Source organism: Paraburkholderia sp. GAS448 (genome assembly GCF_050435685.1).
Taxonomy (GTDB): Bacteria; Pseudomonadota; Gammaproteobacteria; order Burkholderiales; family Burkholderiaceae; genus Paraburkholderia.
Genome location: NZ_JBNDKT010000004.1, coordinates 80,220 through 105,773 on the forward strand (window position 1 = coordinate 80,220; position 25,554 = coordinate 105,773).

A 25,554-nucleotide genomic window follows, 5' to 3' on the forward strand; every position below is an offset into this window, starting at 1 on the left:
GGTCCGGGTGTCCGCATCCATCCCCTCACCCCACTGGTAAGCTCAGTCAGCGCATGCGCCGTCGTCCGGACAGGCAGCCATCAACGTACCGATCTGTGCCGGACTGAACGGCGGACGCGGCTGCGCCACATCCCAGCCGAAGTACGTGTGCGCTGCCGTGCCGCAGATTCGCCCCTGACACGCCCCCATGCCGCATCGCGTGTGCAGTTTGGCGTCCCGCCACGTCGGATGGACGCGCACGTCGCCGACCGTTACGTCTTCGCAGCGGCATAGCAGGGTTTCGTCGGACGGCATCGCAAGTGCGGCCCGCGTCAGCGAGAAACTGTCTTCCAGGCGCGCCGCGAAGCGCCGCCAGCGCATGCGTTGCATGCGCAACGATATCGCCTGATGCGGTGCGCCGCTTGCCACGAGTCCGGCGATTTCCCCCTCGACGCGCGCCAGTTCCATTCCGCCGATGCCCGTGCATTCGCCAGCCGCAAGCACGCCATCGACCGATGTGCAAAGCGCGTCGTCCACGGCAATCGCGCCGGCGTCGTCGAGCGTGCATCCCAGCGCCTGCGCGAGCGTCACATTCGGCACAAGGCCGTAACCGCACGCGACGCGATCGCAGGCCAACGTCACGTCACGCGCCCCTCTGCGGATGACCACCTCTTCAACGCGACCGTCGCCGCGCACTTCATGCACCGTGCTGTCCGTCCAGTATCGCAGGCCTGCAAAGCCTCGCGTGAGTCGTGCGGCCTGCAGCAACTTCGACGGCGTCGCAACGAGCGATGCCCCGAAGCGCGCCACAGCGGCCGCCGGCGCCTGCTCGACCACGGCAAGCACCTGCGCACCAGCTTCGCGCGCAGTTGCAAGCGATGCCAACAGCAACGGCCCGCTGCCCGCGATCACGATCCGTTCACCGCGCACCGGCACACCGCTTTTGATCAGAGCCTGCAGACCGCCCGCGCCCGTGACGCCGGGCAAAGTCCAGCCCGCAAACGGTAACAGGCGCTCGCGAGCACCCGTCGCCAGAATCAGGCGGCCGTAGCTCAGGTTGAACCCACCGTGCTCCGCCGATTCGACCAGCAGGCCGTGTTCAGGCAGCGGGGCGATGACGCGTGTCGAAGTCAGCAGCGTGACGCTGGAATGTTCGTGCAGACTGGTCAGCAGTGCAGACAACATTGCCTTCGGCGGATGTGCCGGCCCTTGACGCCACACCTGGCCGCCTGCGAGCGGATTGTCATCGAGTACGGCCACGCGTGCGCCCTGCTTTGCCGCCACCCACGCCGCGCTCAGTCCCGCCGGACCGGCACCCGCGATCGCGATATCGAAGTGCCGGGTCATCGGGATCCTGTCGTCTCAATGGTCTGCCCGTCCCGGCAGAGGGTCTGGCACGCGAGTACGTGGGCGTGCCCGTCGACCGTGACACGGCATTCCTGGCAGACGCCCATGCCACACAGCGGCCCGCGCGACTGGCCGCTCACCGACGTGCGCGTGGTGCGCACGCCGCTTATTGCAAGAGCCGCCGCGACCGTGAGGCCCGCTGCGACTTCCCTGATGTCGCCATCGATCGTCACACGGACCAGACCGGAGTTGGCGCTAGACATGACAGATTCCCTCCGCAAAGCGAGCCGGCAGAAAGGGGGCAACCGGAATGGCGGCGTCGCTCCGCGTGATCTGCGCGGCGAGGAGCTTCGCCGTCGCAAGCGACGTGGTCACGCCAAGACCTTCGTGGCCGACCGCAAGCCAGATGCCCGGCGCGGTATCGCCCGCCGGTCCGATCAATGGCAGGCCGTCCGGCGATGCCGCGCGAAAACCGGTCCATGCGCGGATGCCGTTCAGCTTGGGCAGCGCGGGCAGGTAACGGGCCGCACGCTGCAGCATCTGTGCGAGCACGGGCATTTCGACGGCGGGATCCGTCGTATCGAACTGACGCGATGAACCGATCAGCAACTGCCCGGTTGGCCGTGGCTGTGCATTGAACGCGACCGACGTTCCTGTCGCGTGATGCGCGCTTTTGATGTAGCCCAGTTCCAGAAGCTGGTGGCGGATGAAGCCGGGGTAACGGTCGGTGATCAGCAGATGCCCTTTTTTTGGCTGCAATGACACCGACGGCACCAGCCGTTGCGCGCCAATGCCGTTCGCCACGATCACGTGCGCCGCGCTCACGCGCTCGCCGCTCGATAGCGTCACGTGCTGCGCGTCCACCCTGGCGACTTCCGCATTGAGTCGCACGCGGATGCGAGCTGCGTGAGGTGAGTGCGCGAGCAACCATTCAGCCGCCGTCGGCGCATAGACGATGCTGTCTTGCTCGATCAGCAGACCACCTGCCATAGACGGCGCGAGTGCGGGTTCGCGGGCACGCAACGCCGCAGCATCCAGCATTTGCGCTGCCACGCCCTGCGCCGCAAACGCGTCGTGCATGGCGCGAGCGGCCTCGCATTCCTCATCGTCGGTGGCGACCCACAGCGTGCCGCAGCGCGCGAACGCGTCGCGCTCGCGCAACTGCGGCGCAATCTCCAGCCACAGATCTCGCGAGTACCGGCTCAACGCGAATTCGGCCGGCGAATCGTTCATCACGACGATATGGCCCATTCCTGCCGCCGTCGCGCCACCGCCGATGCCGCGCGAGTCGATCACCTGTACCTGCATGCCGCGCGCCGCGAGTTCGGCCGCACATGCCGCGCCGACAATACCCGCCCCCACGATCACTGCATCCGCTGTCATACCGTCCGGATACCCCAGGCGAACGGATCGCGCTCGTCGAAACAGAGCCGTCCTTCGGACATGATGTGCGCGCGGCCGGTGATGGTGGGCACCACCGTCGCGCCGTCGCCGCTGTAGCGATAGCTCGCCTCGAACACGCTGCCGATGATGCTTTCCTGGCGCCACACGGCACCTTCCGCGAGCTTGCCGTCGGCCGCGAGGCAGGCGATTTTCGCACTCGTGCCGGTGCCGCACGGCGAACGGTCATAGGCATTGCCGGGACACAGCACGAAGTTGCGGCTGTCGATGCCTTCCCGCGACGGCGGCCCGAAGAGTTCAATGTGATCGATCAGCGCGGCGTCGGCGCCGGTGATGTGCTGCGCGCTCAGCGCGTCGCGTATCGCAGACGTGAAAGTCGTCAGTTCCGCGATATTTGCCGGCACGAGCGTGCGGCCATGATCGGCGACAAGGAAAAACCAGTTGCCGCCCCACCCGATATCGCCCGTCAGCGTGCCGTAGCCCGGCACGTCGACAGAGACCGCCTTGCGGAACCGGTACGCGGGTACGTTACGCACGGAGACGCTGCCGTCGTGGTTGAGCGTCGCCTCAACAATGCCGACTGGCGTTTCGATCCGGTGCTGCCCCGGCCCGATGCGTCCCATATGGGCGAGCGAGACGACGAGCCCGATCGTGCCGTGTCCGCACATGCCGAGATAGCCGACATTGTTGAAGAAGATCACGCCGGCCGCGCACCCGGGATCGTCCGGCTCGCACAGCAGCGCGCCCACCACCACGTCGGAGCCACGCGGTTCGGTGACCACACCCGCGCGCCAGTTGTCGAATTGCGTGCGGAATACGTCGAGCCGTTCGGCTAGCGTTCCACTGCCGAGATCGGGGCCGCCCGACACGACCAGACGGGTCGGTTCACCGCCGGTGTGCGAATCAATCACGTTCAGGGTTTTCATGCCGCCATGTTAGAAACGCGGCTGATACGAGTCTTGGTGACATTACGCGCGGATTGTGACGATTTCCGCATAGTCAGCCTGAATGCGCCGCGAACCTTTCATTCATTTCCCACTATGTCGATAACGTCATCTGGCCGCACGCATTACTGCCACTTCGAGGACACCATGTGCGTTGCGCGCCATCTATCAGATTTGCACCGGCAACACCTGACTCAGCAAGACAGGTCAGCACATTTATTGGTGTTGACGTGCACAGTCGCTGTGCCGAAATCGTCATCCGGCACGCGCCAAACGCGCAAGACGGGGGATTTATACCTGCTTAAACTGCGTTCAATTCATCACACTCAGGAGAGCAGTCGTGGCGCATATCTGGGAAGGCGTTTGGCCCGCAGTCACCACCAAGTTCAACGCGGATTTCAGCATAGATCGCACATGGACGAAAAAGAACATCGAGGCGCAGATCGATGCGGGTGTCGACGGGATCATCGTGTGCGGCTCGCTCGGCGAAGCCTCCACGCTGTCGCTCGATGAAAAGCTGGACGTGCTGGACATCGCCGTCGACGCGTCTCGTGGCCGTGTACCGGTACTGCTGACGATCGCCGAAAACAGCACGCTCGACGCCTGCCGTCAGGCGGAGGCTGGCGTGAAGCGCGGCGCGGCTGGTTATATGGTGCTGCCGGGCCTGCGCTATCTGTCGGATCGTCGCGAGACGCTGAACCACTTCCGCATGGTCGCTAACGCCAGCGCGCTGCCGCTGATGATCTACAACAATCCGCTCGCCTACGGCGTCGACATGACACCGGAGATGTTCGCCGAAATCGCCGACGAAAAGAAAATCGTCGCGATCAAGGAATCGTGCGGCGATGTGCGGCGCGTGACCGACCTGATCAATGTCGTGGGCGACCGCTTTGCGATCCTGTGCGGTGTCGATAACCTCGCGATGGAAGCCATTCTGATGGGCGCGCACGGCTGGGTAGCAGGACTTGTGTGCGCGTTTCCGCATGAAACCGTCGCGATCTACAAACTGCTCAAAGCTGGACGGATCGAAGAAGCGCGCGCAATCTACCGGTGGTTTGCGCCTTTGCTTGCATTGGATGTGTCGGCCAAGCTCGTGCAGAACATCAAGCTTGCTGAAGCGATCGTCGGACTCGGCACAGAGCCCGTGCGTCCGCCACGGCTGCCGCTCGCGGGCGACGAGCGCAAGGCTGTCGAAGCGTTGATCCGCCGCTCGATCGAAACGCGCCCGGCGCTGCCGAAACTCTAAGCCTCAGGCGCGAGGCTCAGACAGCGCAGCAACCGCGTTTCGGCGCGGCCGCTGCCTGTCGTTATTGCAACAGGAGGGTGACTCGCGCGGCCTCGTGCTTTTCCGACAGCACCCACTGATGCTGGCCCGCTCACCCTGTCTCCGATCCCCTACGAGGCGTAGCAGACGAACCTACAGCCCCACGTCACCATTCCTGGCACGCTCAATGGCATACGTGACGGCGGTCTGCATGGCGTCGTCGCGACTGGCGAATTTCTGGGGAATCTTGTGCCTCATGACCTGCACGAATGTCCTGGCGAGATCGCTCTTGAGCTCGAACAGCACCGATGCCTCCCACTGCCCGGGCGATGACTCAAACACCGTGCAATGTCCGACGTAGCCGCCCTCTTCAAAAACAGTACAGTCCGTCATGGCACTCTCCTTCGCCAGGAACGTCAATCGGTGTGGGCCGGCTTGTCGTGTCTCGGACCCTGTCTGCCGCAAGCGATTCAGACGCCGATATCGCGCACGTGATCCCGGCCGCCCCCGCCACCTTAAGTATCGAAGTACAGGTAAAACTCCCATGGATGCGGACGCAGCTTGATGCTGTCGATTTCGCGTTTGCGCTTGTATTCGATCCATGTCGCGATCACGTCTTCGGTGAATACATCGCCTTTGCGCAGAAACGCGTTGTCGGCTTCGAGCGCCGCGAGCGCCGCGTCGAGTGAGCCTGGCACCTGCCGTATATTGCTGGCTTCTTCGGGCGGAAGGTCGTAGATGTTCCGGTCGAGCGGGTCGCCCGGATCGGTTTTGTTTTCAATACCGTCGAGACCGGCCATCAGCATCGCGGCAAAAGCGAGGTACGCATTGGCCGACGGGTCCGGACAGCGGAATTCGACGCGTCGTGCATTCGGCGAGTCCGAATACATCGGGATGCGTGCCGCGGCCGAACGGTTGCGCTGCGACATCGCCAGATTGACGGGCGCCTCATACCCCGGCACCAGACGCTTGTACGAATTCGTCGTCGGCGCGCAGAAAGCCATCAGCGCGGGTGCGTGTTGCAGCAGGCCGCCTATGTACCAGCGGCACAATTCCGAAGTCAGCGCCCAGCCGTTTGCGTCGTAAAAGAGATTCAGTCCGTCTCTCCACAGGCTCTGGTGGCAGTGCATGCCGCTCGCGTTGTCGGCAAACAACGGCTTCGGCATAAAGGTTGCAACTTTCCCGTGCCGGCGCGCGACGTTTTTGCAAATGTATTTGTAGATCATCACGTTGTCGGCCATGCGCGTGAGCGTCGCAAAACGCATGTCGATCTCGTTCTGGCCGGCGGTCGCCACCTCGTGATGATGCACCTCGACCTGCACACCCGCCTGCTGCAACGTCAGCGCGATCTGCGAGCGGATCTCCTGGAGCGTGTCGTGTGGCGGCACCGGGAAGTAGCCCTCCTTATAGCGCTGCTTGTAGCCGAGATTGCCGCCGCCATACGCGCCCTCGTCGCGACCAGTGTTCCAGTCGCCCTCGGCCGACTCTACGTAGTAGTAGCCGCAGTGCTGATCCTGTCCGAAGCGGATCGAGTCGAAGATAAAAAACTCCAGTTCGGGCCCGACGTAACAGGTCGTCGCGATGCCCGTCTGGCGCAGATAGTTCTCGGCCTTTTTCGCAACGAAGCGCGGATCGCGCGAATACGGTTGCTGCAGCACCGGATCGACCACGTCGCAGATGATCGACAGGGTCGGCGTATCGCAAACGGGATCGACGAAAGCAGTCGCCGGGTCGGGTCTCAGCAACATGTCGGACTCGTGGATCTCCTGAAAGCCTCGGATCGACGAGCCGTCGAAACCGATCCCGGCGCTGAACAGGTCTGCGTGGACCTCAGGGAGCGTAATCGAGAAGTGCTGCCACAGGCCGGGCAGATCGGTGAACTTCAGATCGACGATCTGGATATGGTGTTTCCGCAGCCAGTCGATCACATCGCTCGCACTAGCCGGTCGCGTGACGCCGTAGCTGCCTGCTTCGACGGATACAGCGAAAGGCGATCCGGAAGCGTCTTGAGTACTGGCCATGGACATCCTCCTCTTTCGGCCCCTTGAGCTTGATCCCACCCTCGTACGTGCACGTACGACAACGGCAGACCTGTGCGCAGCTAGCGGTCTTCCGCGAGGGCTTTCAGATGGGCGTCGCCAGCGTCCTGCGCAGCGGCGCGCGTGGTATACGACTCGTCCGAAACGAGCGAGCGCTTGACCTTCTGGGCGCCGAAGTCGACCAGCGTGATGACCCATACATAGGCGCCAGCCTGCTCAGCGGTTTGCACGAAAGCGCGCACGTCGCCGCTGTCGTCTGTTTTCATCGTGACCTCCCAGGAAATGTGTCGGGATTAAGACGCTGGCGGCGCCGCACACGCAAATGCGCTCGTGTGGCCGGAACCGTTCTTCGCGTAACTTGATTCTAGGCAATGGCGCCGGGTGCTGCGGGTTGTTTGTACGCTTCTCCTGACGATGGCTTCAGATTCATCCTTACGCGCGCCAGACTGACTTCAACCGGCCAAACTCGGCGGGCCGGGTATATGACCGATATAGTTCGCCGACCGTGCCGAACGCCAGGGCTGGCTTAAGCGTTGCGCCGGGGAGAACCCGTGTAATCCAGTCGTATGCGTTCATATCGCGCTGCCCGGCACGCACTGCGTCTGTCAGCGCGATGAGCGCCTTGTCCGCCGAGTGCCCCCCAAAGTCCACGAAAAGATGCTCTAGCGGATGTCTCGCAGCGGTTGTAGCGCGCAAAGCAGGTGTTGCCGTCGTCAAGTTGCTCTCCTGCGTGGGTTGGTTCTTCCGTATAGCAAAGCCATGTGACACGACAGTCACTTCCGTCAATCAAGGTTTCGAAAGGAACTTGAAAGTTCTCCAGGGAGAATTCCGCCTGATCCTGCACGCGGTATATACCGCAATATTTAAACCCGCAATCACGGGTAAACGATGTCTACAAATCAGGCATTTCGGTAAAAATCGCGGTATATACTGCGGCACATCGCACTGACCGGGCCAGGCGGTACGACCCCACAGAGTCTTTCTATCCCCAGGAGAATTGCATGAACATGTTTTCAGGCTGGAAGAGCGGTGCATTGACGCTGGCATTGTGCGCGGCGAGCCTGTGCGCCCACGCGGACGACCAGCTGGCGAACGTCAGAAAGGCCGGCGAGCTGGTGGTCGGCACGGAGATGCAGTTTGCCCCGTTCGATTTCCTCGACAACGGCCAGCAGGCTGGCTTCAACAAGGACCTGTTTGCCGAAGTCGGCAAGGAACTGGGCGTGAAGGTGCGCTTCATCGACCTGCCGTGGCCGAGCGTGCTGCCCGGTCTGGAAGCAAAAAAATTCGATATGGTCGGCGGTCCGTTGACGGTCACGAAGGCGCGCATGGACCGCTATGCCTATACCCTCCCCATTGCTGATGCAACCGACGCCCTGCTCAAGCGCACCGGCGACAACTCCGTCAAACAGGCGTCGGATATCGCCGGCAAGACGGTCGGTGCAGGCAAGAGCACCGCGCAGTACGAGCAGTTGAAGAGCTGGGCTGCCACGCTGCCGAAGCCGCCTGAAATCCGCGAGTACGTCGACTTCAATCAGGCTTACTCCGATCTCGCCGCCGGTCGCATTGTCGCCGTCGCGAACTCGGTGACCAATATCGCCTATGTCGCCAAAGAGCGTCCCGACACGTTCACCGTCGTGCAACCGGCGTTCGGAGCGAAGGTCTATTACGCCTACTGCATGCGCAAGGATGCGGACAGCAAATCGCTTCTTGACGCATTCGACGCCGCGCTCGTGAAAATGCACAACGACGGACGCCTCGCCACCCTGCAGAAGAAGTGGCTTGGCGTGGCGATGGATACCCCCACCACACAGCCCGCACCGAACTATTGAGCGAGCCTGCACGCTTCACCGGACGTATGCGGCGGCTCGACAGCCCACACGTCCGGTCTGCCTCACCGCCCCCTCTTTTCAACGCTCTCGACCATGTTCAGTCCGACTGTGTTTGCGCACGCATTCCCCCTGTTGCTCCAGGCGGCAATTGCGACAGTGGGTATCTCGCTGACCGGCCTCGTGATCGGTTTCTTCGTGGCGCTCGCTGTCTGCGCCGCGCGCCTCTCCGCCCGTCGAACCATGCGCGCATCCGGAAGCGCGTACGTGTTCTTTTTCCGCGGCGTGCCGCTGCTGGTGCAACTGCTGCTCGTGTACTACCTTCTGCCGTTCGTGGGCATCAACGTGCCGCCGCTTGTCGCGGCCATCAGCGCGGTGTCGCTGTGCTCGGCGGCGTATATCGCGGAAATCCTGCGCGGCGGCTTTCTGAGCATTGCGCACGGACAGATCGAGGCCGCACGCATGCTCGGCATCCGGCCATTCGACATGCTTCGGCGCATCCAGGTGCCGCAGGCATTCCGGCTTACCCTGCCATCGCTCGCCAACGAGATGGTGCTGCTGATCAAGGCATCGTCGCTGATATCGGTAGTCGGTGTTGCTGAAATCACCCGTACCGCGCAGAACATTGCCGCCGGCACCTATCGGCCGCTCGAAGCGTATCTGGCCGCCGGCCTGATCTATTTCGTGATCAACGGCACGCTCGCGGCGCTCGCCCATCTGGCCGAACACCGGCTCCACGCATGAGGCCTCACGATGAAACAGTTCGATCTCACCGTCATCACGCACAACCTTCAGCCGATACTTTCCGGTCTCGCCAACACCATCGGCACATGGACGGCCGGCGTTGTGATCGGCATGGTCCTCGGCTTCCTGATCGCCGTCCTGCAACTGTTCAGCGGTTCGCTGGTGCGTGGCGTATTGCGCGCCTATGTCGAGTTTTTCCGCAGCACGCCGTTTCTCGTCCAGCTCTTCCTGCTTTACTACGGTGGTCCGTCATTCGGCGTGACGCTCGAACCCATGACGGCGGGCGTCATCGGGCTCGGTCTCTATGGCAGCGCCTATTTTGCTGAAGCCTTCCGCTCCGGATTCCGCTCGGTCCCGCGCGGCCATCTCGAAGCGGCCCAATGCCTCGGACTGACGCGCTGGCAGATGGTACGGCGGGTCCAGCTTCCGCAGATGCTTGTCCTGATCGTGCCCGCACTCACGAATCTGACGATCGTGTTGAGCAAGGAAACCGCCGTCCTGTCGATCGTCACCGTTCCGGAACTCACGTTCGTCCTGACGGGTATCGGTTCGGCAACGTTCGCCTTTATGGAAACGCTGCTCGTATTGTGTGTCTGCTATCTCGCCCTCGTCGAACTCACGGCGCGCGCCGGCGCATGGGCAGAAACACGTCTTGCCCGCTTTAGCGTCTGACAGGAATTCCCAGCCATGAATGCCATTACCGATATGCCTGTCTCCTCTACTCCGAACGCCGCTGCTTCCGCGCGTCAGCCTCTGATCGAGGTGCGCAGGCTCGGCAAGCAGTTCGGTGAAATTGAAGTGTTACGAGGTGTCGACCTCGAAATCGACAAATCCGAAGTGGTCTGCATCATCGGGCCGTCCGGATCCGGGAAAAGCACGTTGCTGCGCTGTGTCGCGGCGCTCGAAACCTACGACCGGGGCGAGGTGCTGATCGAAGGCGAACTGCTCGGCTACACCGAACGCAACGGTCGCCGCATGCGGGCGTCGCAGGGCGAGATCAACCGGGTGCGGCGCAACGTCGGCATGGTGTTCCAGCAATTCAACCTGTGGCCGCACATGAGCGCGCTCGGCAACGTCATCGAAGCGCTGCAGCGTGTGCGCGGCCTGTCGCATGGCGAAGCGAAACGGCGCGGCATGGCGATGCTGGAGACAGTCGGTCTCGCGCACAAGGCCGACGCTTACCCGGCCAAACTCTCGGGCGGCCAGCAGCAGCGCGTCGCCATCGCACGCGCGCTGGCGATGGAACCGCACATCATGCTGTTCGACGAGCCCACCTCGGCGCTCGATCCCGAACTGGTCGGCGAGGTGTTGCAGGTGATGAAGCAGCTCGCGCGGGACGGCATGACGATGGTTGTCGTGACCCATGAAATGGGGTTCGCTGCCCAGGTCGCCGACAAGGTGGTGTTCATCGATCAGGGACGCATCGCCGTGCAGGGATCGCCGCAACAGGTGTTTCATGATGCAGCCAATCCGCGCCTGCGCCAGTTCCTGCAGAACTACTTTGATCGCAACGCGTTCTGGACGCGAAACAACGACACGGAGCCAGCATGACCCCAACCGATGCGCTGATTGGCGCGCTTCGCCCCGAAGTGCGCGAATTGCCCGCCTATAACGCGGGTTTGTCCGCGCGACATGTCCGCGAGCAGTTCGGTGTGACACGCGTCGTCAAACTCGCCAGCAACGAAAATCCGCACGGCGCGAGCGCAAGCGTGACCGAGGCACTGGCGCAGGCGCTCGCCGACGGCGTCGGTGTCTATCCGGACCCGACCTGCGGCGCGTTGCGGGCAGCGCTTGCGGAACACGTTTCTGTCGATGCTGGACAGCTCGTTTTCGGCAACGGCTCCGAAGATCTTCTCTCGGTGGCAGCGCACACGTTTCTCGCACCCGGCGACGAGGTCGTCACCGTCGTGCCGTCGTTCGGCCTGCACGTCATCTGCCCGCAGAGCATCGGCGCCACCGTCAGGACCGTTCCCATGCGCGGCTTCGAATTCGACGTCGACGCGCTCTGCTCCGCGCTCACGCCACGCACCCGGATGCTGATCGTGAGCAACCCGTCCAATCCGGTCGGCTGTGCGATGGACGGTGCGCAAATCACACGGCTGTTGTCCTGTGTGTCGCCTGGCACGCTGGTCCTTTGGGACGAAGCGTACTACGAGTATGCGATGGCCACACCCGGCTATGCGGACTGTCTGGCGCTGCTGGCGGCGTCCGGCCTGCCATGGCTGGTGCTGCGGACCTTTTCCAAAGCGTATGGTCTCGCCGGCTTGCGGATCGGATATGGCATTGCGTCCGACCCGCGACTCGCCGATCTGATGAACCGGGTTCGTACGCCGTTCAATATCAATCATTTCGCGCAGTGCGCCGCCGTCGCGGCATTGTCCGACATGGAACACGTTGCGCAGAGTGTCGCGCACGTCAGTCATGAACGCGAGGCGATGCGTGCTTCGTTGATCGCCCTTGGCTATTCGCCCGCGCGATCCTGTGCGAACTTCCTGTTCTTCGATACACATGAGGACGCGGTCGGGCTGTCGCAGCGCCTGTTACGCGAAGGCGTAATCGTCAAGCCGTGGCGGGAACAGGGTTACTCCAGTTGCATCCGCGTATCGATCGGCAGCAGCGACGACAACGACCGGTTTGTTGCGGCGCTCACCCGCCTCTCGCGTGATACGGAAGCGAGGGACACAAATTGAAATCCGCCGAACGGACCAGGTCATCCCCGGCGAAGGGCCTCGCACACCAGCCTCGCGCCTCGACCAAACACGCTATCCAGGGAGCGGCAACGCCCGCAGTGTCGAGCGAAGGCCCGGCCATCGCCCGCTACGAGCGAGTCAAGACCTACATCCGCACCACCATCGACTCCGGCACCTGGAAATCGGGAGACCGGATACCCTCCGAGCTCAGTCTGGTCGAAACACTCGGTGTGTCGCGCATGACGATCAATCGGGCATTGCGCGAGCTGAGCGACGAAGGCCTGCTCACGCGGCTGTCTGGTGTCGGCACCTTCGTCGCCGAATCGAAACCGCAATCCACGCTGCTGATGATTGCGCATATCGGAGACGAAATCCGTTCGCGCGGTCACGAGTACAGCTACGCAATCCTGCTCCAGAAGCGGGAAACGGCTCCAGCATTCGTGTCGAACGCTCTTGGACTTGAGCCTGGCGCATCCGTGTTCCACGTGATCTGCGTGCATCGTGAAAACGGCCTGCCGGTTCAGCTCGAAGACCGCTATGTCAATCCTGAGGTCGCGCCGGAATTCCTCGGTCAGGACTTCAGCAGCAAACGTCCATCGGCCTATCTGTTTAGCACCGTGCCCCTCGATGAGATCGAACACGTGGTCGATGCGGGCCTCGTGACAGCGGCCGAGGCGCAACTGCTCGACATCGCCGACGAGGAACCCTGCCTCACCCTGGTGCGGCGAACCTGGACCGCAGGCGTCGCTGTCACCTTCGCGCGCTTCGTTCACCCGGGTTCGCGCTATCGGCTTGGGTGCCGCTTTACGCCCGATGTCGCTCGACGACAAAGCTAGCGCCCCCTGCAATCTCTTCGCTATTTTTTAACATCGGACAGTCATGACTCAAATCGAAAACGTTGTTACCCTCGTGCCCGGCGAGGTCAGGCTCGATCAGTTGCGCAGGATCCTGCGCGACGCCACGCCGGTTGCGATCGATGCGCGTGCGTTTCCAGAGGTCGACCGCAGCCACGCGGTCGTCGACGATGTGATCGCGCGCGGCGCAGTGGTCTACGGAATCAACACCGGCTTCGGCAAGATGGCGCAAACCGTGATCCCTTCAGACAAGCTCGCCGAACTGCAGAAGAATCTGGTGCTGTCGCACAGCGTCGGCACGGGCACGCTGCTCGACGACAGCACGGTGCGCCTGATCATGACGCTGAAGGCGATCAGCCTTGCCCGCGGTCACTCCGGCGTGCGGCCGGAAGCGATCCATGCGCTCGTGCGTCTCATCGATGCGGGTGTCTATCCGTGCATTCCGGCCAAAGGATCGGTGGGCGCTTCGGGCGACCTGGCGCCGCTCGCGCATATGACGTCCGTGCTGATCGGCGTCGGTCATGCACGCGTCGGTGGCGAACGTGTCAGCGCGATCGACGGATTGCGCCACGCCAGGCTCGAGCCCCTGCAACTCGGCCCGAAGGAAGGACTTGCGTTCCTCAATGGCACTCAGGTTTCTACTGCCCTGGCACTGGTGGGTCTGTTTGCTGCTGAAGACGTGTTCGCGTCCGCGATACTTGCAGGCGCCTTGTCGCTCGAAGCGATCAAGGGCTCGCTCGTGCCGTTCGACAGCCGCATCCACGCGGCGCGTGGGCAACCGGGGCAGATCGATGTCGCCGCGGCTTACCGCGCGCTCCTCGCGGAAAGCCAGATCGTTTCATCACATCAGGATTGCGGGCGTGTGCAGGATCCGTATTCGATCCGCTGCCAGCCGCAGGTGATGGGCGCGTGCCTGGATCAGCTGCGTCATGCCGCTGAAGTATTGCGTATCGAAGCGAATGCGGCCTCGGACAATCCGCTTGTATTCGCCGAACAGGGCGACGTGCTGTCAGGCGGCAACTTCCATGCCGAACCGGTCGCCATCGCGGCAGACAACATTGCGATAGCGATCGCTGAAATCGGTGCGATATCCGAACGTCGTCTCGCCTTGCTGCTCGATTCGAATCTGTCGGGTTTGCCGCCGTTCCTTGTGAGCGACGGCGGCCTTCACTCGGGCTTCATGATTGCGCAGGTGACCGCCGCGGCGCTCGCCTCGGAGAACAAATCGCTCGCTCATCCGGCCAGCGTCGATAGCCTGCCGACATCCGCCAACCAGGAAGATCACGTGTCGATGGCGACGTTTGCCGCACGACGCCTCGGCGACATGGCGGAAAACACCGCTGTTGTGGTCGGTATCGAAGCCATGGCGGCGGCGCAAGGTGTGGACTTTCATCGCCCCCTGCGCTCGACCGATACGATCGAAGGCGTGATCGCGGAGATTCGCCGGAACGTCGCATTTTACGAAAAGGACCGCTATCTGGCGGACGACATCGAAGCGATGAAAACGTGGGTGAGGACCATCGAGGCGCCCGCTTGCGTGGCAAAGCTTTTGCCCAGTGCGGCGCGCCAGGCGTAGGAACGAAAGGATGGCGACCCATCTGATCGCGGCACCTTCCGACACATCTGGGGAGGAGGAAACGCCGTTCTGGACGCCTGCGGCTGGCGTCCGCCGCCCATCGGGGGTCGCCGCTCAATTACAGGTGCGCGACAATGCGCAGCGCACCCGTTTTGTCCTCGTGTGGAGCAGCGCCGACGGGCAATCGGTGACATCTGCGACAAGCCGGACTTTCCGCACCATCCGCGAGGCGGTGGCCGAAGGCGTCGCGCGCTTTGGCGTTCTGCCGATACGCCAACGGCAGATCACGGGGCTTTGATAGTCATGTGGCGGGCCTGAAGGATCGCTTCAGCGAGGCGCTCGTCGGCCCGTGCCGGTTTACGCCCGGTGGCCCACGCCAGGTTGTGTCGGCTGCCTGACAACCAGAACGGGAATGGCACTGTGTGTCAGGACCTTCTGGGTTTCACTGCCGAGCAACATGGCGCGCATACCACCCCGGCCATGGGATGCCATCACAATGAGATCGCAGTCTCGTTGCTCTGCAACGCTGATAATCGCCTCATACGGGTGAGCGTGGTTCCTCGCAACCGTGTCGCACTCGACGCCGGCCTGCGTGGCGGCCTTCGTGACCACCGCGAGATAGTTCTCCGCATGCTGCCGGGTAACCTGAATGAATCGGTCCTCGGTGTCCGCAAGCATTTCGGTGCCGTACGCGAGGACGTGGAATTCCGGGATGACATGGAGCGCCGTCACTTTGGCTCCGCTTTCCCTGGCGAGTGTCACCGCCATCTGAATAGCGGCGTCGGAGAGTGCCGAACCGTCGGTCGGCACCAGCAGATGCTTGAACATACCTTTCTCCCCCCGGACAGACCTGTTCGCCTTGACGTCCTGTTCGGGGCCAACGTTTGACCCAGGCGAGCCCGAATCAGGACGATTCCTTTCAGTATAGTCAGCGCGAACAAGACCTGCTCCTCCTGATTCGCGAAAGCCGGCATCGACGGCGCCCAAACCCGCGGGATCGTGACGATGTTCCTGCATGATCTGGCGTCACCGCGAAAAAGTCAGACGAGCAGGCGCAGGAACCCTGGCGGAGCATCCTGTCTATACAGGTTCAGCGAGATCAAAGCTGTATATACAATATGTCTTGATTACGCGTATACCCATCCCCGACTCCCCCTCTCCACGTAACGATTCCGTAATTTCAGGCCGTTGCACGGCCACTCCGCGAGAAAACCCTAGTTGCGATCCACAATGTGGATCAGCTATCTTGTATGTACAAGTTGAAGATTCAAGTGGCTGACGTAGCATTCGAACGCGATATGCCTATACAACATTGATTTTCTGCCTTCGGCGCTGTGGGACGCTCCGCATCCTGTGGCACTTAGCATCACGAAGTACCTCTCTGGAGATTCCATGAAGAAACTCGCTCTGTGTATCGCCCTCGCAGCCATCGCCACCGGTGCCTATGCAAAAGACTGGTCCACCATCCGGTTCGGGGTCGACGCAAGCTACCCGCCGTTCGAGTCGAAGGGCGCCGACGGCAAGCTGTCCGGTTTCGACATCGACCTCGGCAACCAGATCTGCGCGCGCCTGAAAGCGAAGTGCGTGTGGGTCGAAAACGACTTCGACGGCATGATCCCGGCGCTGAAGGCGAAGAAGTTCGACGGCGTGCTGTCGTCGATGTCGATGACGCCGCAACGTGCGGAGCAGATCAGCTTCTCGTCAAAACTCTTCAACACGCCGACACGCCTCATCGCGAAGAAGGGCTCGCCCCTCGTCCCGACGCCAGAATCGCTGACGGGCAAAGCGATTGGCGTCGAACAGGGCACGATCCAGGAAACGTACGCCAAGACCTACTGGGAACCTAAGGGCGCGAAGGTCGTGTCGTATCAGAACCAGGACCAGGTCTATACCGACCTGCTCTCCGGTCGTCTGGACGGAGCGTTGCAGGACGCGGTACAGGCGGACATCGGCTTTCTGAATACGCCGCGCGGCGCGGGCTTCCAGTTCGCCGGCAAGGACATCATCGACGCGAAGATCCTCGGCAATGGCGCGGGCATCGGCCTGCGCAAGGACGATGCCGATCTCAAGGCGAAAATCGACAACGCGATCGCCGACATGATCAAGGATGGCACCTACAAGACGATCGAGAAGAAGTACTTCAATTTCGACGTCTACGGTAGCTGAGCGCTTTCCGTCGATTCCTCCGCAGCGTGTGTGCCCCGGCGCGGTTTCATCCGCCGGGCGGGCACGCATCAGCGGCGCTGAACGGGCGCAGCACAATCAGGCGCCGGGTAATCAAGGGTACGAATACATGTTCTTCCACGGGTACGGCCCACTCCTCCTTGCGGGCACTTGGGAAACGGTCAGGCTGGCAGTGCTGTCGCTGGGGGCATCCTTTCTGCTGGGTCTTGGAGGCGCCGCGGCGAAGCTCTCGCGCAACCGGGTGCTCTCTAGCGTCGGCACGCTCTATACGACGTTGATTCGCGCAGTTCCTGATCTCGTGCTGATGCTGCTGCTGTTCTACGGCATTCAGATCCTGCTCAACAATCTGACCGACTCCCTCGGTGCCGCCCAGATCGACATCGACCCGTTCGTGGCCGGCGTCATCACGCTCGGCTTCATCTACGGCGCGTACTTCACCGAGACGTTCCGGGGCGCTTTTCTTGCTGTTCCTCGCGGACAGCTGGAGGCCGGTTACGCGTACGGCATGAGTTCGTGGCGAGTGTTCAGCCGCATCATGTTTCCGCAAATGATGCGCTTCGCGATACCCGGCATCGGCAACAACTGGCAGGTGCTCGTCAAGGCAACGGCGCTCGTATCGATCATCGGCCTCGCCGACGTCGTCAAGGCCTCACAGGATGCAGGCAAGAGCACGCTCGAATTTTTCTTTTTCACCGTGACGGCCGGCGCGATCTATCTTGTGATTACAAGCGTGTCGAACCTCGTGCTGGTCTGGCTTGAAAAGCGCTACTCGGCAGGCGTACGGAGGGTCGCATTGTGATCGAACTCGTCAGGCAATACTGGCAAAACTTCCTCTTCACCGACGGATATCGCTACAGCGGTCTCGTCATCACATTGTGGCTGCTGGTCGCCTCCGTGGGTCTGGGGTTCCTGCTCGCTGTTCCGCTGGCGGTTGCCCGCTCGTCGAGCAACCGCTTCATCTCCGGACCCATCTGGCTCTTTACGTATGTCTTTCGCGGTACGCCGCTGTACGTACAGTTGCTGGTTGTCTATACGGGGCTCTACAGCCTTCACTTCGTGCACTCGCACGCAGCGCTCGACGCGTTTTTCCGCAGCGCGATGAATTGCACGTTGCTCGCCTTTGGGCTGAACGAATGCGCCTACGTCACCGAGATATTTGCCGGAACGATCAAGGCGACACCCTATGGCGAGATCGAGGCCGCGCAGGCCTACGGGATGTCGAAGTACAAGCTCTACACGCGCATCATCCTGCCGTCTGCGTTGCGGCGCGCGCTGCCCAACTACAGCAACGAAGTCATCCTGATGCTGCATGCGACGACGCTCGCATTCACGGCGACCGTACCGGACATCCTGAAGGTGACGCGCGACGTCAACTCTGCAACCTATGCATCCTTCCAGGCCTACACCATTGCCGCCGTCATGTACGCCTGCATCGTTTTCGCGCTCGTATGGGCGTTTCGCCGGATGGAAACACGCTTGCTGGCCTTTTTGAAGCCGCAAGGGCATTGAACCTGGCTGTCTGCAGCCAAGATGGAGTGTATCGAGAATGTACAAGCTGACTGTCGACGACCTGCACAAGAAATTCGGTGACAACGAGGTTCTGAGAGGCGTATCGCTCAAGGCAAAGGCTGGCGATGTCATCAGTATCATCGGTTCGAGCGGCTCCGGGAAAAGCACCTTTTTGCGGTGCATAAATTTTCTCGAGCAACCTTGCGCGGGGCGCATCACCCTCAACGCGGAAGAGGTCCAGACGACGCTCGACAGAAACGGCGCATTGCGGGTTAGCGATCACCGCCAGTTGCAGAAAATGCGCACCAGGCTTTCGATGGTGTTTCAGCACTTCAACCTGTGGGCGCACATGACCGTGCTGGAAAACATCATCGAGGCGCCCCTCAGCGTGTTGGGTTTGAGTCGCGCCGAGGCGGAGAAGCGAGCCCGCAAGTATCTGACCAAGGTGGGCCTCACGGCCGGCATGGAAAGCAAGTACCCGTCCCATCTGTCAGGCGGCCAGCAACAACGGGTGGCCATTGCACGCGCGCTGGCGATGGAGCCCGAAGTCATGCTGTTTGACGAACCCACGTCCGCGCTCGATCCGGAACTGGTCGGCGAGGTACTGAAAGTGATGCAGTCGCTGGCTGAAGAAGGACGCACGATGATCGTGGTCACGCACGAGATGGGATTTGCGCGCAACGTGTCGAACCATGTGATCTTCCTGCACAAGGGAAAAATCGAAGAGGAAGGGCATCCTCAGGAAGTGCTGGTCAAGCCGAAAAGCGAACGGTTGGGTCAGTTCCTTGCCGGGAACCTGAAATGACAACGGGCCTCGACCCGATTCAAGGGGCTGCTCAGGACTGGAGTGCCGGATGCGGACCGTAGTACGCGGTCGGTTCGGCGCTATGTCCATCTTCCTGCGCACGGCGTCTGCGATACTTCCAGGCATCTCGTCCAGCGGACACGCACAACGCAACACGGTCTAAATCCATGCAAATCAAAACACACCCGCTCATCTCGCCGACGCTTGGTACTGAACGCCATCTGACCAGTTTTCACTATGGATCGACCGGCGGTCAGAAAATTTACATCCAGTCGTCGTTGCACGCTGACGAACTGCCAGGCATGCTCGTCGCCTGGCGCCTGCGCAAGCATTTCGCCGACCTCGAAGCTGCAGGCAAGCTGCGCGGCGAAGTGATCGTCGTGCCCGTCTCGAACCCGATCGGCCTCAACCAGTGGATTCTCGGCTCGCACATCGGTCGCTTTGAAGGCAATACGGCGCAAAACTTCAACCGCCACTTTTATGACCTGACGGCCCTGGTCATGCCCCGCGTCGAAGCGCGCCTGACGGGTAATACCGACGAGAACCGGCAGGTGGTGCGCGCCGCCATGCGCGAAGCACTTGATGAACAGACACCACGCACCGAACTCGATTCGCAACGGCTTGCATTGCAAAAGCTCTCTTACGACGCGGACATCGTGCTTGATCTGCATTGCGACTGGGATGCCGCGATGCATTTGTACACCAATCCAGATACCTGGGAGGAAGTGGAGCCCCTCGCGCGCTATATCGGCGCCAAGGCGTCGCTGCTGGCTCTGAACGCGGACGGCAATCCGTTCGACGAGATTCACAGCTTCTGCTGGTCCAATCTGCGTGCGCGTTATGGCGAGCAGCATCCGATTCCCAATGGCAGCGTTTCGGTGACCGTCGAACTGCGCGGCCAGCGCGATGTGTCGCATGAGTTCGCCGAACAGGACGCTCAGGCGATCGTCAATTACCTTTGCCATCGCGGCTTCATCGATGCAAAAGCCGAGCCGATGCCAGCGCTGTCGTTCCCCGCCACGCCGTTCGCGGGTGCGGCAGCGGTCACTGCGCCAGTATGCGGCGTGATCGCCTTTCGCGCTGAACTCGGCGCATGGATCGAATCCGGCCAGCCCGTCGCCGACATCGTCGATCCGCTTACGGACCAGGTGACCACGTTGAACGCGCCGACGGCCGGCGTGCTGTACGCGCGTCACTCACTCCGGTTTGCATCGGCCGGGTTGACGATCGCGCACGTCGCTGGCGCGACAGCGTTTAGAACAGGCTCTCTGTTGCCGCTTTGAGTATCTAGACGGCCTTGTCACGGTTACGCGTTGCCCAGAGCCGACATGGATCTCCGACGAACAACGTCTGGCAGGTGATCAGTTCGGGCAGCGGAGCAACCGTGTTTCAACGCCAGCGCTGCCTGCGTTTGTGACGCAAGGAGGGCGACTCAGGCAGCCTTATGCTTTTCCGACTCGCCTGTGCGCAGGGACAGCAGCCGGTAACCGCTTCGGTACACTGGCTGCAACCGGAGCCCATTGCGCGCCTCGATCTCGAGCAAGAGACGCAGCCGCGACACATGGCTATCAATCGTACGCGTGGCCTCACGAAATTCCCGTCCCCATACCATCGCAAAGATGTGATCTCGCGTCAGCACACGTCCGATATTCGAAAAGAACAGCGACGCAAGACGATACTGCGTGCCTGATAGGTGCACCGGCGCGCCGCGCAGCGTCACCACCTGGTGGCGGGCATCGAAATGGTAAGGACCGACATCGAAACGCACCGCGCTCTGCCTGTCTGGATACGCGCGCCGCAGCAGTGCAGTCACCCGCGCGCGAAACTCCGCGGGACGGATAGGCAGTTGCACGTAGTCGTCCGCGCCGTGCGCGAATGCGCGCACGATGGCTTCCTCCGAACCGTCGAGCGACGCGAAGATGACCGGTATCTGCTCCGCCCCCACCCATCGCGCGGATCTCAGCACCTCGCCGCCCGACAAACGGAGGCCCTGCCAGTCCAGCACCAGCAGGTCTGCTGTAGAAAGCGCCAGTGACTTCGACAGGATCAGCCCGTCCTGATAGGTCACGCACGTATGTCCCGCTTCGTTGAAGATTGTTTCGATCGCCTTGCTCTGGACCGGATCACGCTGGAGGATGGCAACACGCATTAGGAGGACTCACAACAGATTGACTCGCAAGTGATTCTGTTTGGACGTCGTGGTACCGCCTATAAGATGAATCTGAATATGGAGGTGACGTACCGTGTTGCTATCGGAACGCATGTGCAGCCACGCCGCACCGAACGCCTGCGCCTCCTGCCGGCTCGCGGAGCCCCCAGAGCCTCGATCTTTCATCCTGTAAAATAGCCGGTTGGCATAAAAGTCGTCAGCACGCGCGCCCTTATCCGGGCGGCCGTGCCTCGTGTTCCGTGCTCTACCCAGCGCCCCGCACTTCTCGTCCGACGACGGCCGGTATCCACGCGCTACGCGTGGCGTTCAATCCAAAAAAAACACATCGCAATGCAAGCTACGGATCTGGGTAGGGCACAACCCGTCACGACACGCGCCCTCAAGGGCAGCGACTACAAAACGCTGGGACTCGCGGCACTCGGTGGCGCACTCGAGTTCTACGACTTCATCATCTTCGTGTTCTTCGCTCCGGCGATCGGACAGCTGTTCTTCCCCGCCTCGATGCCCGACTGGCTGCGCCAGTTGCAAACCTTCGGCATTTTCGCGGCGGGCTACCTGGCGCGCCCGCTCGGCGGCATCATCATGGCGCACTTCGGCGACCTGTTCGGCCGCAAGCGCATGTTCACGCTGAGCGTGCTGCTGATGTCGGTGCCGACGCTGATGATGGGCCTGTTGCCCACCTACACGAGCATCGGCGTGCTCGCGCCGGTGCTGCTGCTGGTGTTGCGTGTGCTGCAGGGCGCGGCGGTCGGCGGCGAAGTGCCGGGCGCATGGGTGTTCGTCTCCGAGCACGTACCGCAGCATCACGTCGGCTATGCGTGCGGCACGCTCACCGCGGGTCTGACGGCCGGCATCCTGCTCGGCTCGCTGATTGCGGCGGCGGTCAACCGTCATTTCGCCCCCGCGGAAATTGCCGGCTACGCGTGGCGTATCCCGTTCCTGGTCGGCGGCGTGTTCGGGCTCTTTTCGGTCTATCTGCGCCGCTGGCTGCACGAAACGCCGGTGTTCGCCGAACTGAAGCAGCGCAAGTCGCTGGCAGCGGAGATCCCGCTGAAAGCCGTGCTGCGCGACCACGGCCGCGCGGTCATCGTATCGATGCTGCTGACGTGGATGCTGTCGGCGGCTATCGTCGTCGTGATCCTGATGACGCCGACGTTGCTGCAAAAGCAGTTTCACATCGACCCGGCTACCGCGCTGCTTGCAAACTGCGTAGCGACGCTCTGCCTGACGATCGGCTGTGTCACCGCCGGCTCGATCGCCGGACGCGTCGGCGCAGGCCGCACGATCTTCGTCGGCGGCCTGGCGCTCGCCGTGTCCTACTACGCGATGATGCAGCAACTCGCTGTCGATACCTCGTCGCTCGTACCGCTCTACGCAGTCAGCGGTTTCTTCGTCGGCGTGATCGGGGCGATCCCGTTCGTGATGGTCAAGGCGTTTCCGCCGGTCGTGCGCTTCTCCGGCATCTCGTTCTCGTACAACGTCGCCTATGCGATCTTCGGCGGCTTGACGCCGGTTGTCGTGTCGCTAATGATGAAGTCGAATCCGATGGCGCCGGCGCTGTATGTCGGCGCACTGTGCGTCGTCGGCGCACTGACGACGCTGTTCATCAAGGATGCTGCGTCGTCGCGCTGAATTCGTTCGAAAAGGCTGAACCGGTAACGCAACATCACGTGATCTACTGACCCGGCGCGCCGCCCTCACCGGCTGCGGCACGTGCGGCAGGCCCACGACGGCGCACCTCCCGGTGCGCCGTTCTGCTTTCCGGGCACGTTCACGGACGACATCGACACTTCACGCCGTTCCGAAACATCCCGCCATGGACAGGTTCAGGCTATGTCCCATGAACTCATCCAGAGCCTCCTTTACACCCGCGCTCGCCCGCATCGTCGCAACGGTCAGCGTCGGCTTCGTCGTCACGCAGCTCGACGTCACCATCGTCAACATCGCGCTCGCCAACCTCGGCGCCGATCTGCACGCGAGCGTCGCCGGTTTGCAATGGATCGTCGATGCCTACACGCTCGCGTTCGCGGTCCTGATGTTGTCTTTCGGCGTGCTCGGCGACCGGCTCGGCGCGCGCCGCGCGTACGCAGCCGGCATGACGCTGTTCGCACTGGCCTCGCTCGCCTGTGGGCTGTCGGTGAACGCACCGATGCTGGTGGTCGCCCGCGCGCTCCAGGGCGTGGGCGCCGCCGCCATGCTGCCGAACTCGCTCGCACTCCTCAATCAGGCATGCCGCCACGATCCGAAGTTGCGCGCGCGCGCCGTTGGACTCTGGACCGCGGCCGGCGCGATCTCGATTGCGGCGGGCCCCGTGATCGGCGGCCTGCTGATCGCCGCATTAGGCTGGCGCAGCATCTTTCTCGTGAATCTGCCGTTGTGTGCCGCCGGTCTCTTTGCGACCTGGGCCTGGATACCGCGCGCCGCAACCCCGCCCTCATCGCAGCAGGTAGCACAGCAGCGTTCACGCGGGATCGATCTGCCGGGTCAGTTGCTCGCGGTCGTGACACTCACGGCGTTCACCACCGCGGTCATCGAATGGCGGCCGCTGGGTCTCGCCCACCCGCTCGTGGCAGGCGCATTCATGCTGGCGCTCGTCGCCGGTGCGGCCTTCATCGCGGTCGAGGCGCGCGTGCGCGAACCCATGCTGCCACTGGCGCTGTTCGGCAATCGCACGTTCAGTGCTGCCGTGCTGTTCGGCATCTGCGTGAATCTGACCTACTACGGCATGGTGTTCGTGCTGAGCCTGTACCTGCAACGTGTGCGCGGCGACACACCGCTCCAGGCCGGCCTGGCGTTCCTGCCGCTGACTGGCGGGTTCCTCGTCTCGAACGTGGTCAGCGGCTGGGTGGTCGGCCGGTTCGGTGTGCGCGTACCAATGATCGTCGGCGCAATGATCGCGGCGCTTGGGTACGGTCTGCTGCATTTCATCGATGCGTCGACGCCGCTTGTCGCGATACTCGTGCCGTTCCTGCTGATTCCCTCAGGCATGGGACTCGCCGTGCCGGCCATGACGACAGCCGTCCTCGCTACCGTCGCGCCGCGCCGCGCAGCCACCGCCTCCGCCGTGCTGAATACGGCACGCCAGGCTGGCGGCGCAATCGGCGTGGCGACGTTTGGAGCGCTCGCGAGCGGGGCCGAAGCGACGAACATCGTCGCGGGACTGCATGGATCGACGGCGATCTGCGTCGGCCTGCTGCTGACCGGCGTGGTGCTCGGCTGCCTCGTGCATCCCGAGCCCCATGCGCGCAGACCGGACGGGGCAGCCCCCCCTTCGCCCAACCGCCAGAGCAATGCCGGCTGAAGGCCGCCTGCCCGCGCGGGCGCAGATAAGACAAAGCCCACGATGCGACTGCACCGTGGGCTTTATCTTCCTGATATCGCGTTACAGACTGGTTTCCTGAATCTGGCCCGTATCGAGCGCGCGCTCCACGAGTCCTTCTTCCTGCACCTTGCGAATGGCGTTTTCGAGAAGCTTTTCGGGCTCTTCGATTTCCGCCTTGATGGCGCCGATCAGCCCGGAGGCATCGAGAATGACGAGTGTTTTCGCCGAATCGGCCTGGCTGATGATGACGCGATGCGGGGTCGGCCCTTCGCCGAGGCTCGCGCAAAACTGCATCACCTTGCCGCCGATCGTCTGGTCAAAGCCCTGAATCATGGTCTGCTCCCTGCATCGATATGCAACCCCGAACACGGGAAACTTTGCAGAAACAGCGCGCGCAAACGAGGCGCGTCGCCACCATCCTGTTTCGTCCGCCAATGAGCCCGCAAGTTCACAAACCACTCAATCCGCCACGCGGCGCACGCGCGCCGTCGACGCTGATGCGGCCCGCGCCCGTCACGCAAAGCAGCAGGAAACCGCCGGCAATGCCGATGTTCTTCCAGAAGTGAATGAGCATGTCATGCTGGACGGACGCATCGGCGATGTTCCAGAAATCGTGACCCAGCACGGCGGTTGCGACCGTGTACACGGCCATGATGAGCCCGAGCGGCCGGATCTTGAAGCCGAGTACGAGGAACACCCCCCCGAGCGTTTCGACAGCGACGGCAATGGGCGCCGCGACCTGCACGAATGGCACGCCCTTCGAGTGCAGATATCCGACGAAGCCGGCGTAGCCAAGCAGCTTCATCACGCCACCCCACAGAAACAGCACCGCGAGGGCAATACGTGCGATGAAGATTACGCCGGAATCGACGGGACGCGTCATGAGAGGGCTCCTGTGAA

Annotated in this window: 28 protein-coding genes; 16 read left to right on the forward strand and 12 right to left on the reverse strand. The window is 62.4% G+C overall.

What is annotated here, in order from left to right; genetic code table 11:
• Nucleotides 1-42: 42 nt before the first annotated feature.
• From P3T23_RS09140 to P3T23_RS09155, 4 genes are read right to left on the reverse strand one after another with little or no spacing between them, the layout of a single operon-like run.
• Complete coding sequence (locus P3T23_RS09140; protein WP_429315856.1) at nt 43-1,326, reverse strand: FAD-dependent oxidoreductase; 1,284 nt, start codon at nt 1,324-1,326, stop codon at nt 43-45.
• Nucleotides 1,323-1,589 carry a (2Fe-2S)-binding protein gene (locus P3T23_RS09145; protein WP_429315857.1) on the reverse strand — a complete coding sequence of 89 codons (267 nt, stop codon included), beginning with the start codon at nt 1,587-1,589 and terminating at the stop codon, nt 1,323-1,325. Before P3T23_RS09145 ends, P3T23_RS09140 begins: the two co-directional genes overlap by 4 nt.
• Entirely contained in the window at nt 1,582-2,709 is a 1,128-nt protein-coding gene (locus P3T23_RS09150; RefSeq protein WP_429315858.1) for an NAD(P)/FAD-dependent oxidoreductase, read from the reverse strand. The genes P3T23_RS09145 and P3T23_RS09150 overlap by 8 nt, the downstream gene beginning before the upstream one ends.
• The gene (locus P3T23_RS09155; RefSeq protein ID WP_429315859.1) at nt 2,706-3,653 is read right to left on the reverse strand and encodes a 4-hydroxyproline epimerase; all 948 of its coding nucleotides are present in this window, start codon (nt 3,651-3,653) and stop codon (nt 2,706-2,708) included. Before P3T23_RS09155 ends, P3T23_RS09150 begins: the two co-directional genes overlap by 4 nt.
• A gap of 358 nt (nt 3,654-4,011) precedes the next feature.
• Between P3T23_RS09155 and P3T23_RS09160 the strand changes: the two genes are divergently transcribed.
• Nucleotides 4,012-4,917 carry a dihydrodipicolinate synthase family protein gene (locus P3T23_RS09160; protein ID WP_429315860.1) on the forward strand — a complete coding sequence of 302 codons (906 nt, stop codon included), beginning with the start codon at nt 4,012-4,014 and terminating at the stop codon, nt 4,915-4,917.
• 171 nt (nt 4,918-5,088) lie between these two features.
• Here the strand turns inward: P3T23_RS09160 and P3T23_RS09165 are convergent, their stop codons facing one another.
• From P3T23_RS09165 to P3T23_RS09180, 4 genes are all read right to left on the reverse strand, one after another.
• Nucleotides 5,089-5,328, reverse strand: a complete 240-nt coding sequence (locus tag P3T23_RS09165) for a hypothetical protein (RefSeq protein WP_429315861.1) — start codon at nt 5,326-5,328, stop codon at nt 5,089-5,091.
• Between the two features lie 122 nt (nt 5,329-5,450).
• Nucleotides 5,451-6,956, reverse strand: a complete 1,506-nt coding sequence (gene glnA, locus P3T23_RS09170; RefSeq protein ID WP_429315862.1) for a type I glutamate--ammonia ligase — start codon at nt 6,954-6,956, stop codon at nt 5,451-5,453.
• 80 nt (nt 6,957-7,036) lie between these two features.
• Nucleotides 7,037-7,240, reverse strand: coding sequence for a hypothetical protein (locus tag P3T23_RS09175; RefSeq protein ID WP_429315863.1), 204 nt, complete (start codon nt 7,238-7,240; stop codon nt 7,037-7,039).
• A gap of 166 nt (nt 7,241-7,406) precedes the next feature.
• On the reverse strand, nt 7,407-7,691 hold the full coding sequence (locus P3T23_RS09180) for a hypothetical protein (protein WP_429315864.1): 285 nt from the start codon (nt 7,689-7,691) through the stop codon (nt 7,407-7,409).
• Between the two features lie 284 nt (nt 7,692-7,975).
• Here P3T23_RS09180 and P3T23_RS09185 point away from each other — a divergent pair, with 284 nt between their 5' ends.
• The 8 genes from P3T23_RS09185 to P3T23_RS09220 all read left to right on the forward strand — a co-directional run bounded on the left by P3T23_RS09185 (nt 7,976) and on the right by P3T23_RS09220 (nt 14,962).
• Nucleotides 7,976-8,803, forward strand: a complete 828-nt coding sequence (locus P3T23_RS09185) for a transporter substrate-binding domain-containing protein (protein WP_429315865.1) — start codon at nt 7,976-7,978, stop codon at nt 8,801-8,803.
• Between the two features lie 93 nt (nt 8,804-8,896).
• Nucleotides 8,897-9,544 (forward strand): amino acid ABC transporter permease, encoded by a 648-nt coding sequence (locus tag P3T23_RS09190; protein WP_429315866.1) that lies wholly within the window; start codon nt 8,897-8,899, stop codon nt 9,542-9,544.
• Nucleotides 9,545-9,553: 9 nt separating this feature from the next.
• Nucleotides 9,554-10,216: an amino acid ABC transporter permease gene (locus tag P3T23_RS09195; protein ID WP_429315867.1), complete on the forward strand. Its 663-nt coding sequence runs from the start codon at nt 9,554-9,556 to the stop codon at nt 10,214-10,216.
• A 15-nt stretch (nt 10,217-10,231) separates the two neighbouring features.
• Nucleotides 10,232-11,095, forward strand: a complete 864-nt coding sequence (locus tag P3T23_RS09200; protein WP_429315868.1) for an amino acid ABC transporter ATP-binding protein — start codon at nt 10,232-10,234, stop codon at nt 11,093-11,095.
• Nucleotides 11,092-12,234, forward strand: coding sequence for a histidinol-phosphate transaminase (hisC, locus tag P3T23_RS09205; RefSeq protein ID WP_429315869.1), 1,143 nt, complete (start codon nt 11,092-11,094; stop codon nt 12,232-12,234). Before P3T23_RS09200 ends, hisC begins: the two co-directional genes overlap by 4 nt.
• A 74-nt stretch (nt 12,235-12,308) precedes the next feature.
• Nucleotides 12,309-13,070, forward strand: coding sequence for a histidine utilization repressor (hutC, locus tag P3T23_RS09210; protein WP_429316219.1), 762 nt, complete (start codon nt 12,309-12,311; stop codon nt 13,068-13,070).
• Between the two features lie 43 nt (nt 13,071-13,113).
• A complete protein-coding gene (gene hutH, locus P3T23_RS09215) occupies nt 13,114-14,664 on the forward strand; it encodes a histidine ammonia-lyase (RefSeq protein WP_429315870.1) in 1,551 nt (516 codons plus the stop codon).
• Nucleotides 14,665-14,674: 10 nt separating this feature from the next.
• Complete coding sequence (locus P3T23_RS09220) at nt 14,675-14,962, forward strand: hypothetical protein (RefSeq protein WP_429315871.1); 288 nt, start codon at nt 14,675-14,677, stop codon at nt 14,960-14,962.
• A gap of 59 nt (nt 14,963-15,021) precedes the next feature.
• On the opposite strand, the gene P3T23_RS09225 is transcribed toward P3T23_RS09220, so the two are convergent.
• Nucleotides 15,022-15,492, reverse strand: a complete 471-nt coding sequence (locus tag P3T23_RS09225; RefSeq protein WP_429315872.1) for a universal stress protein — start codon at nt 15,490-15,492, stop codon at nt 15,022-15,024.
• Nucleotides 15,493-16,056: 564 nt separating this feature from the next.
• Here P3T23_RS09225 and P3T23_RS09230 point away from each other — a divergent pair.
• From P3T23_RS09230 to P3T23_RS09250, 5 genes are all read left to right on the forward strand, one after another.
• A complete protein-coding gene (locus P3T23_RS09230; protein WP_429315873.1) occupies nt 16,057-16,830 on the forward strand; it encodes an ABC transporter substrate-binding protein in 774 nt (257 codons plus the stop codon).
• A 127-nt stretch (nt 16,831-16,957) separates the two neighbouring features.
• Complete coding sequence (locus P3T23_RS09235) at nt 16,958-17,647, forward strand: ABC transporter permease (protein ID WP_429315874.1); 690 nt, start codon at nt 16,958-16,960, stop codon at nt 17,645-17,647.
• Nucleotides 17,644-18,357, forward strand: coding sequence for an ABC transporter permease (locus P3T23_RS09240; protein WP_429315875.1), 714 nt, complete (start codon nt 17,644-17,646; stop codon nt 18,355-18,357). The genes P3T23_RS09235 and P3T23_RS09240 overlap by 4 nt, the downstream gene beginning before the upstream one ends.
• Nucleotides 18,358-18,394: 37 nt before the next feature.
• A complete protein-coding gene (locus tag P3T23_RS09245; RefSeq protein WP_429315876.1) occupies nt 18,395-19,162 on the forward strand; it encodes an ABC transporter ATP-binding protein in 768 nt (255 codons plus the stop codon).
• A 167-nt stretch (nt 19,163-19,329) separates the two neighbouring features.
• Nucleotides 19,330-20,445, forward strand: a complete 1,116-nt coding sequence (locus P3T23_RS09250) for a succinylglutamate desuccinylase/aspartoacylase family protein (protein WP_429315877.1) — start codon at nt 19,330-19,332, stop codon at nt 20,443-20,445.
• Between the two features lie 149 nt (nt 20,446-20,594).
• Here P3T23_RS09250 and P3T23_RS09255 read toward each other — a convergent pair whose 3' ends face one another.
• A complete protein-coding gene (locus P3T23_RS09255) occupies nt 20,595-21,311 on the reverse strand; it encodes a response regulator transcription factor (RefSeq protein ID WP_429315878.1) in 717 nt (238 codons plus the stop codon).
• A gap of 351 nt (nt 21,312-21,662) precedes the next feature.
• Between P3T23_RS09255 and P3T23_RS09260 the strand changes: the two genes are divergently transcribed.
• The gene (locus P3T23_RS09260; RefSeq protein ID WP_429315879.1) at nt 21,663-22,964 is read left to right on the forward strand and encodes an MFS transporter; all 1,302 of its coding nucleotides are present in this window, start codon (nt 21,663-21,665) and stop codon (nt 22,962-22,964) included.
• 208 nt (nt 22,965-23,172) lie between these two features.
• Nucleotides 23,173-24,633, forward strand: a complete 1,461-nt coding sequence (locus P3T23_RS09265; RefSeq protein WP_429315880.1) for an MFS transporter — start codon at nt 23,173-23,175, stop codon at nt 24,631-24,633.
• Between the two features lie 81 nt (nt 24,634-24,714).
• Here P3T23_RS09265 and P3T23_RS09270 read toward each other — a convergent pair whose 3' ends face one another.
• Both P3T23_RS09270 and P3T23_RS09275 read right to left on the reverse strand, forming a co-directional pair.
• Entirely contained in the window at nt 24,715-24,987 is a 273-nt protein-coding gene (locus tag P3T23_RS09270; RefSeq protein ID WP_429315881.1) for a hypothetical protein, read from the reverse strand.
• Nucleotides 24,988-25,102: 115 nt separating this feature from the next.
• On the reverse strand, nt 25,103-25,537 hold the full coding sequence (locus P3T23_RS09275; RefSeq protein ID WP_429315882.1) for a DoxX family protein: 435 nt from the start codon (nt 25,535-25,537) through the stop codon (nt 25,103-25,105).
• Nucleotides 25,538-25,554 lie beyond the last annotated feature (17 nt).

What these genes read in the sequence shown, in the direction of transcription:
- P3T23_RS09190 (WP_429315866.1), top strand. Translation starts at nt 8,897, where the DNA reads ATGTTCAGTCCGACTGTGTTTGCGCACGCATTCCCCCTGTTGCTCCAG.
- P3T23_RS09255 (WP_429315878.1), bottom strand. Translation starts at nt 21,311, where the DNA reads ATGCGTGTTGCCATCCTCCAGCGTGATCCGGTCCAGAGCAAGGCGATC.
- P3T23_RS09140 (WP_429315856.1), bottom strand. Translation starts at nt 1,326, where the DNA reads ATGACCCGGCACTTCGATATCGCGATCGCGGGTGCCGGTCCGGCGGGA.
- P3T23_RS09145 (WP_429315857.1), bottom strand. Translation starts at nt 1,589, where the DNA reads ATGTCTAGCGCCAACTCCGGTCTGGTCCGTGTGACGATCGATGGCGAC.
- P3T23_RS09220 (WP_429315871.1), top strand. Translation starts at nt 14,675, where the DNA reads ATGGCGACCCATCTGATCGCGGCACCTTCCGACACATCTGGGGAGGAG.
- P3T23_RS09155 (WP_429315859.1), bottom strand. Translation starts at nt 3,653, where the DNA reads ATGAAAACCCTGAACGTGATTGATTCGCACACCGGCGGTGAACCGACC.
- hisC (WP_429315869.1), top strand. Translation starts at nt 11,092, where the DNA reads ATGACCCCAACCGATGCGCTGATTGGCGCGCTTCGCCCCGAAGTGCGC.
- P3T23_RS09185 (WP_429315865.1), top strand. Translation starts at nt 7,976, where the DNA reads ATGAACATGTTTTCAGGCTGGAAGAGCGGTGCATTGACGCTGGCATTG.
- glnA (WP_429315862.1), bottom strand. Translation starts at nt 6,956, where the DNA reads ATGGCCAGTACTCAAGACGCTTCCGGATCGCCTTTCGCTGTATCCGTC.
- P3T23_RS09225 (WP_429315872.1), bottom strand. Translation starts at nt 15,492, where the DNA reads ATGTTCAAGCATCTGCTGGTGCCGACCGACGGTTCGGCACTCTCCGAC.
- P3T23_RS09275 (WP_429315882.1), bottom strand. Translation starts at nt 25,537, where the DNA reads ATGACGCGTCCCGTCGATTCCGGCGTAATCTTCATCGCACGTATTGCC.
- P3T23_RS09270 (WP_429315881.1), bottom strand. Translation starts at nt 24,987, where the DNA reads ATGATTCAGGGCTTTGACCAGACGATCGGCGGCAAGGTGATGCAGTTT.
- hutH (WP_429315870.1), top strand. Translation starts at nt 13,114, where the DNA reads ATGACTCAAATCGAAAACGTTGTTACCCTCGTGCCCGGCGAGGTCAGG.
- P3T23_RS09235 (WP_429315874.1), top strand. Translation starts at nt 16,958, where the DNA reads ATGTTCTTCCACGGGTACGGCCCACTCCTCCTTGCGGGCACTTGGGAA.
- P3T23_RS09230 (WP_429315873.1), top strand. Translation starts at nt 16,057, where the DNA reads ATGAAGAAACTCGCTCTGTGTATCGCCCTCGCAGCCATCGCCACCGGT.
- P3T23_RS09150 (WP_429315858.1), bottom strand. Translation starts at nt 2,709, where the DNA reads ATGACAGCGGATGCAGTGATCGTGGGGGCGGGTATTGTCGGCGCGGCA.
- P3T23_RS09250 (WP_429315877.1), top strand. Translation starts at nt 19,330, where the DNA reads ATGCAAATCAAAACACACCCGCTCATCTCGCCGACGCTTGGTACTGAA.
- P3T23_RS09265 (WP_429315880.1), top strand. Translation starts at nt 23,173, where the DNA reads ATGAACTCATCCAGAGCCTCCTTTACACCCGCGCTCGCCCGCATCGTC.
- P3T23_RS09200 (WP_429315868.1), top strand. Translation starts at nt 10,232, where the DNA reads ATGAATGCCATTACCGATATGCCTGTCTCCTCTACTCCGAACGCCGCT.
- P3T23_RS09165 (WP_429315861.1), bottom strand. Translation starts at nt 5,328, where the DNA reads ATGACGGACTGTACTGTTTTTGAAGAGGGCGGCTACGTCGGACATTGC.
- P3T23_RS09175 (WP_429315863.1), bottom strand. Translation starts at nt 7,240, where the DNA reads ATGAAAACAGACGACAGCGGCGACGTGCGCGCTTTCGTGCAAACCGCT.
- P3T23_RS09245 (WP_429315876.1), top strand. Translation starts at nt 18,395, where the DNA reads ATGTACAAGCTGACTGTCGACGACCTGCACAAGAAATTCGGTGACAAC.
- P3T23_RS09260 (WP_429315879.1), top strand. Translation starts at nt 21,663, where the DNA reads ATGCAAGCTACGGATCTGGGTAGGGCACAACCCGTCACGACACGCGCC.
- P3T23_RS09195 (WP_429315867.1), top strand. Translation starts at nt 9,554, where the DNA reads ATGAAACAGTTCGATCTCACCGTCATCACGCACAACCTTCAGCCGATA.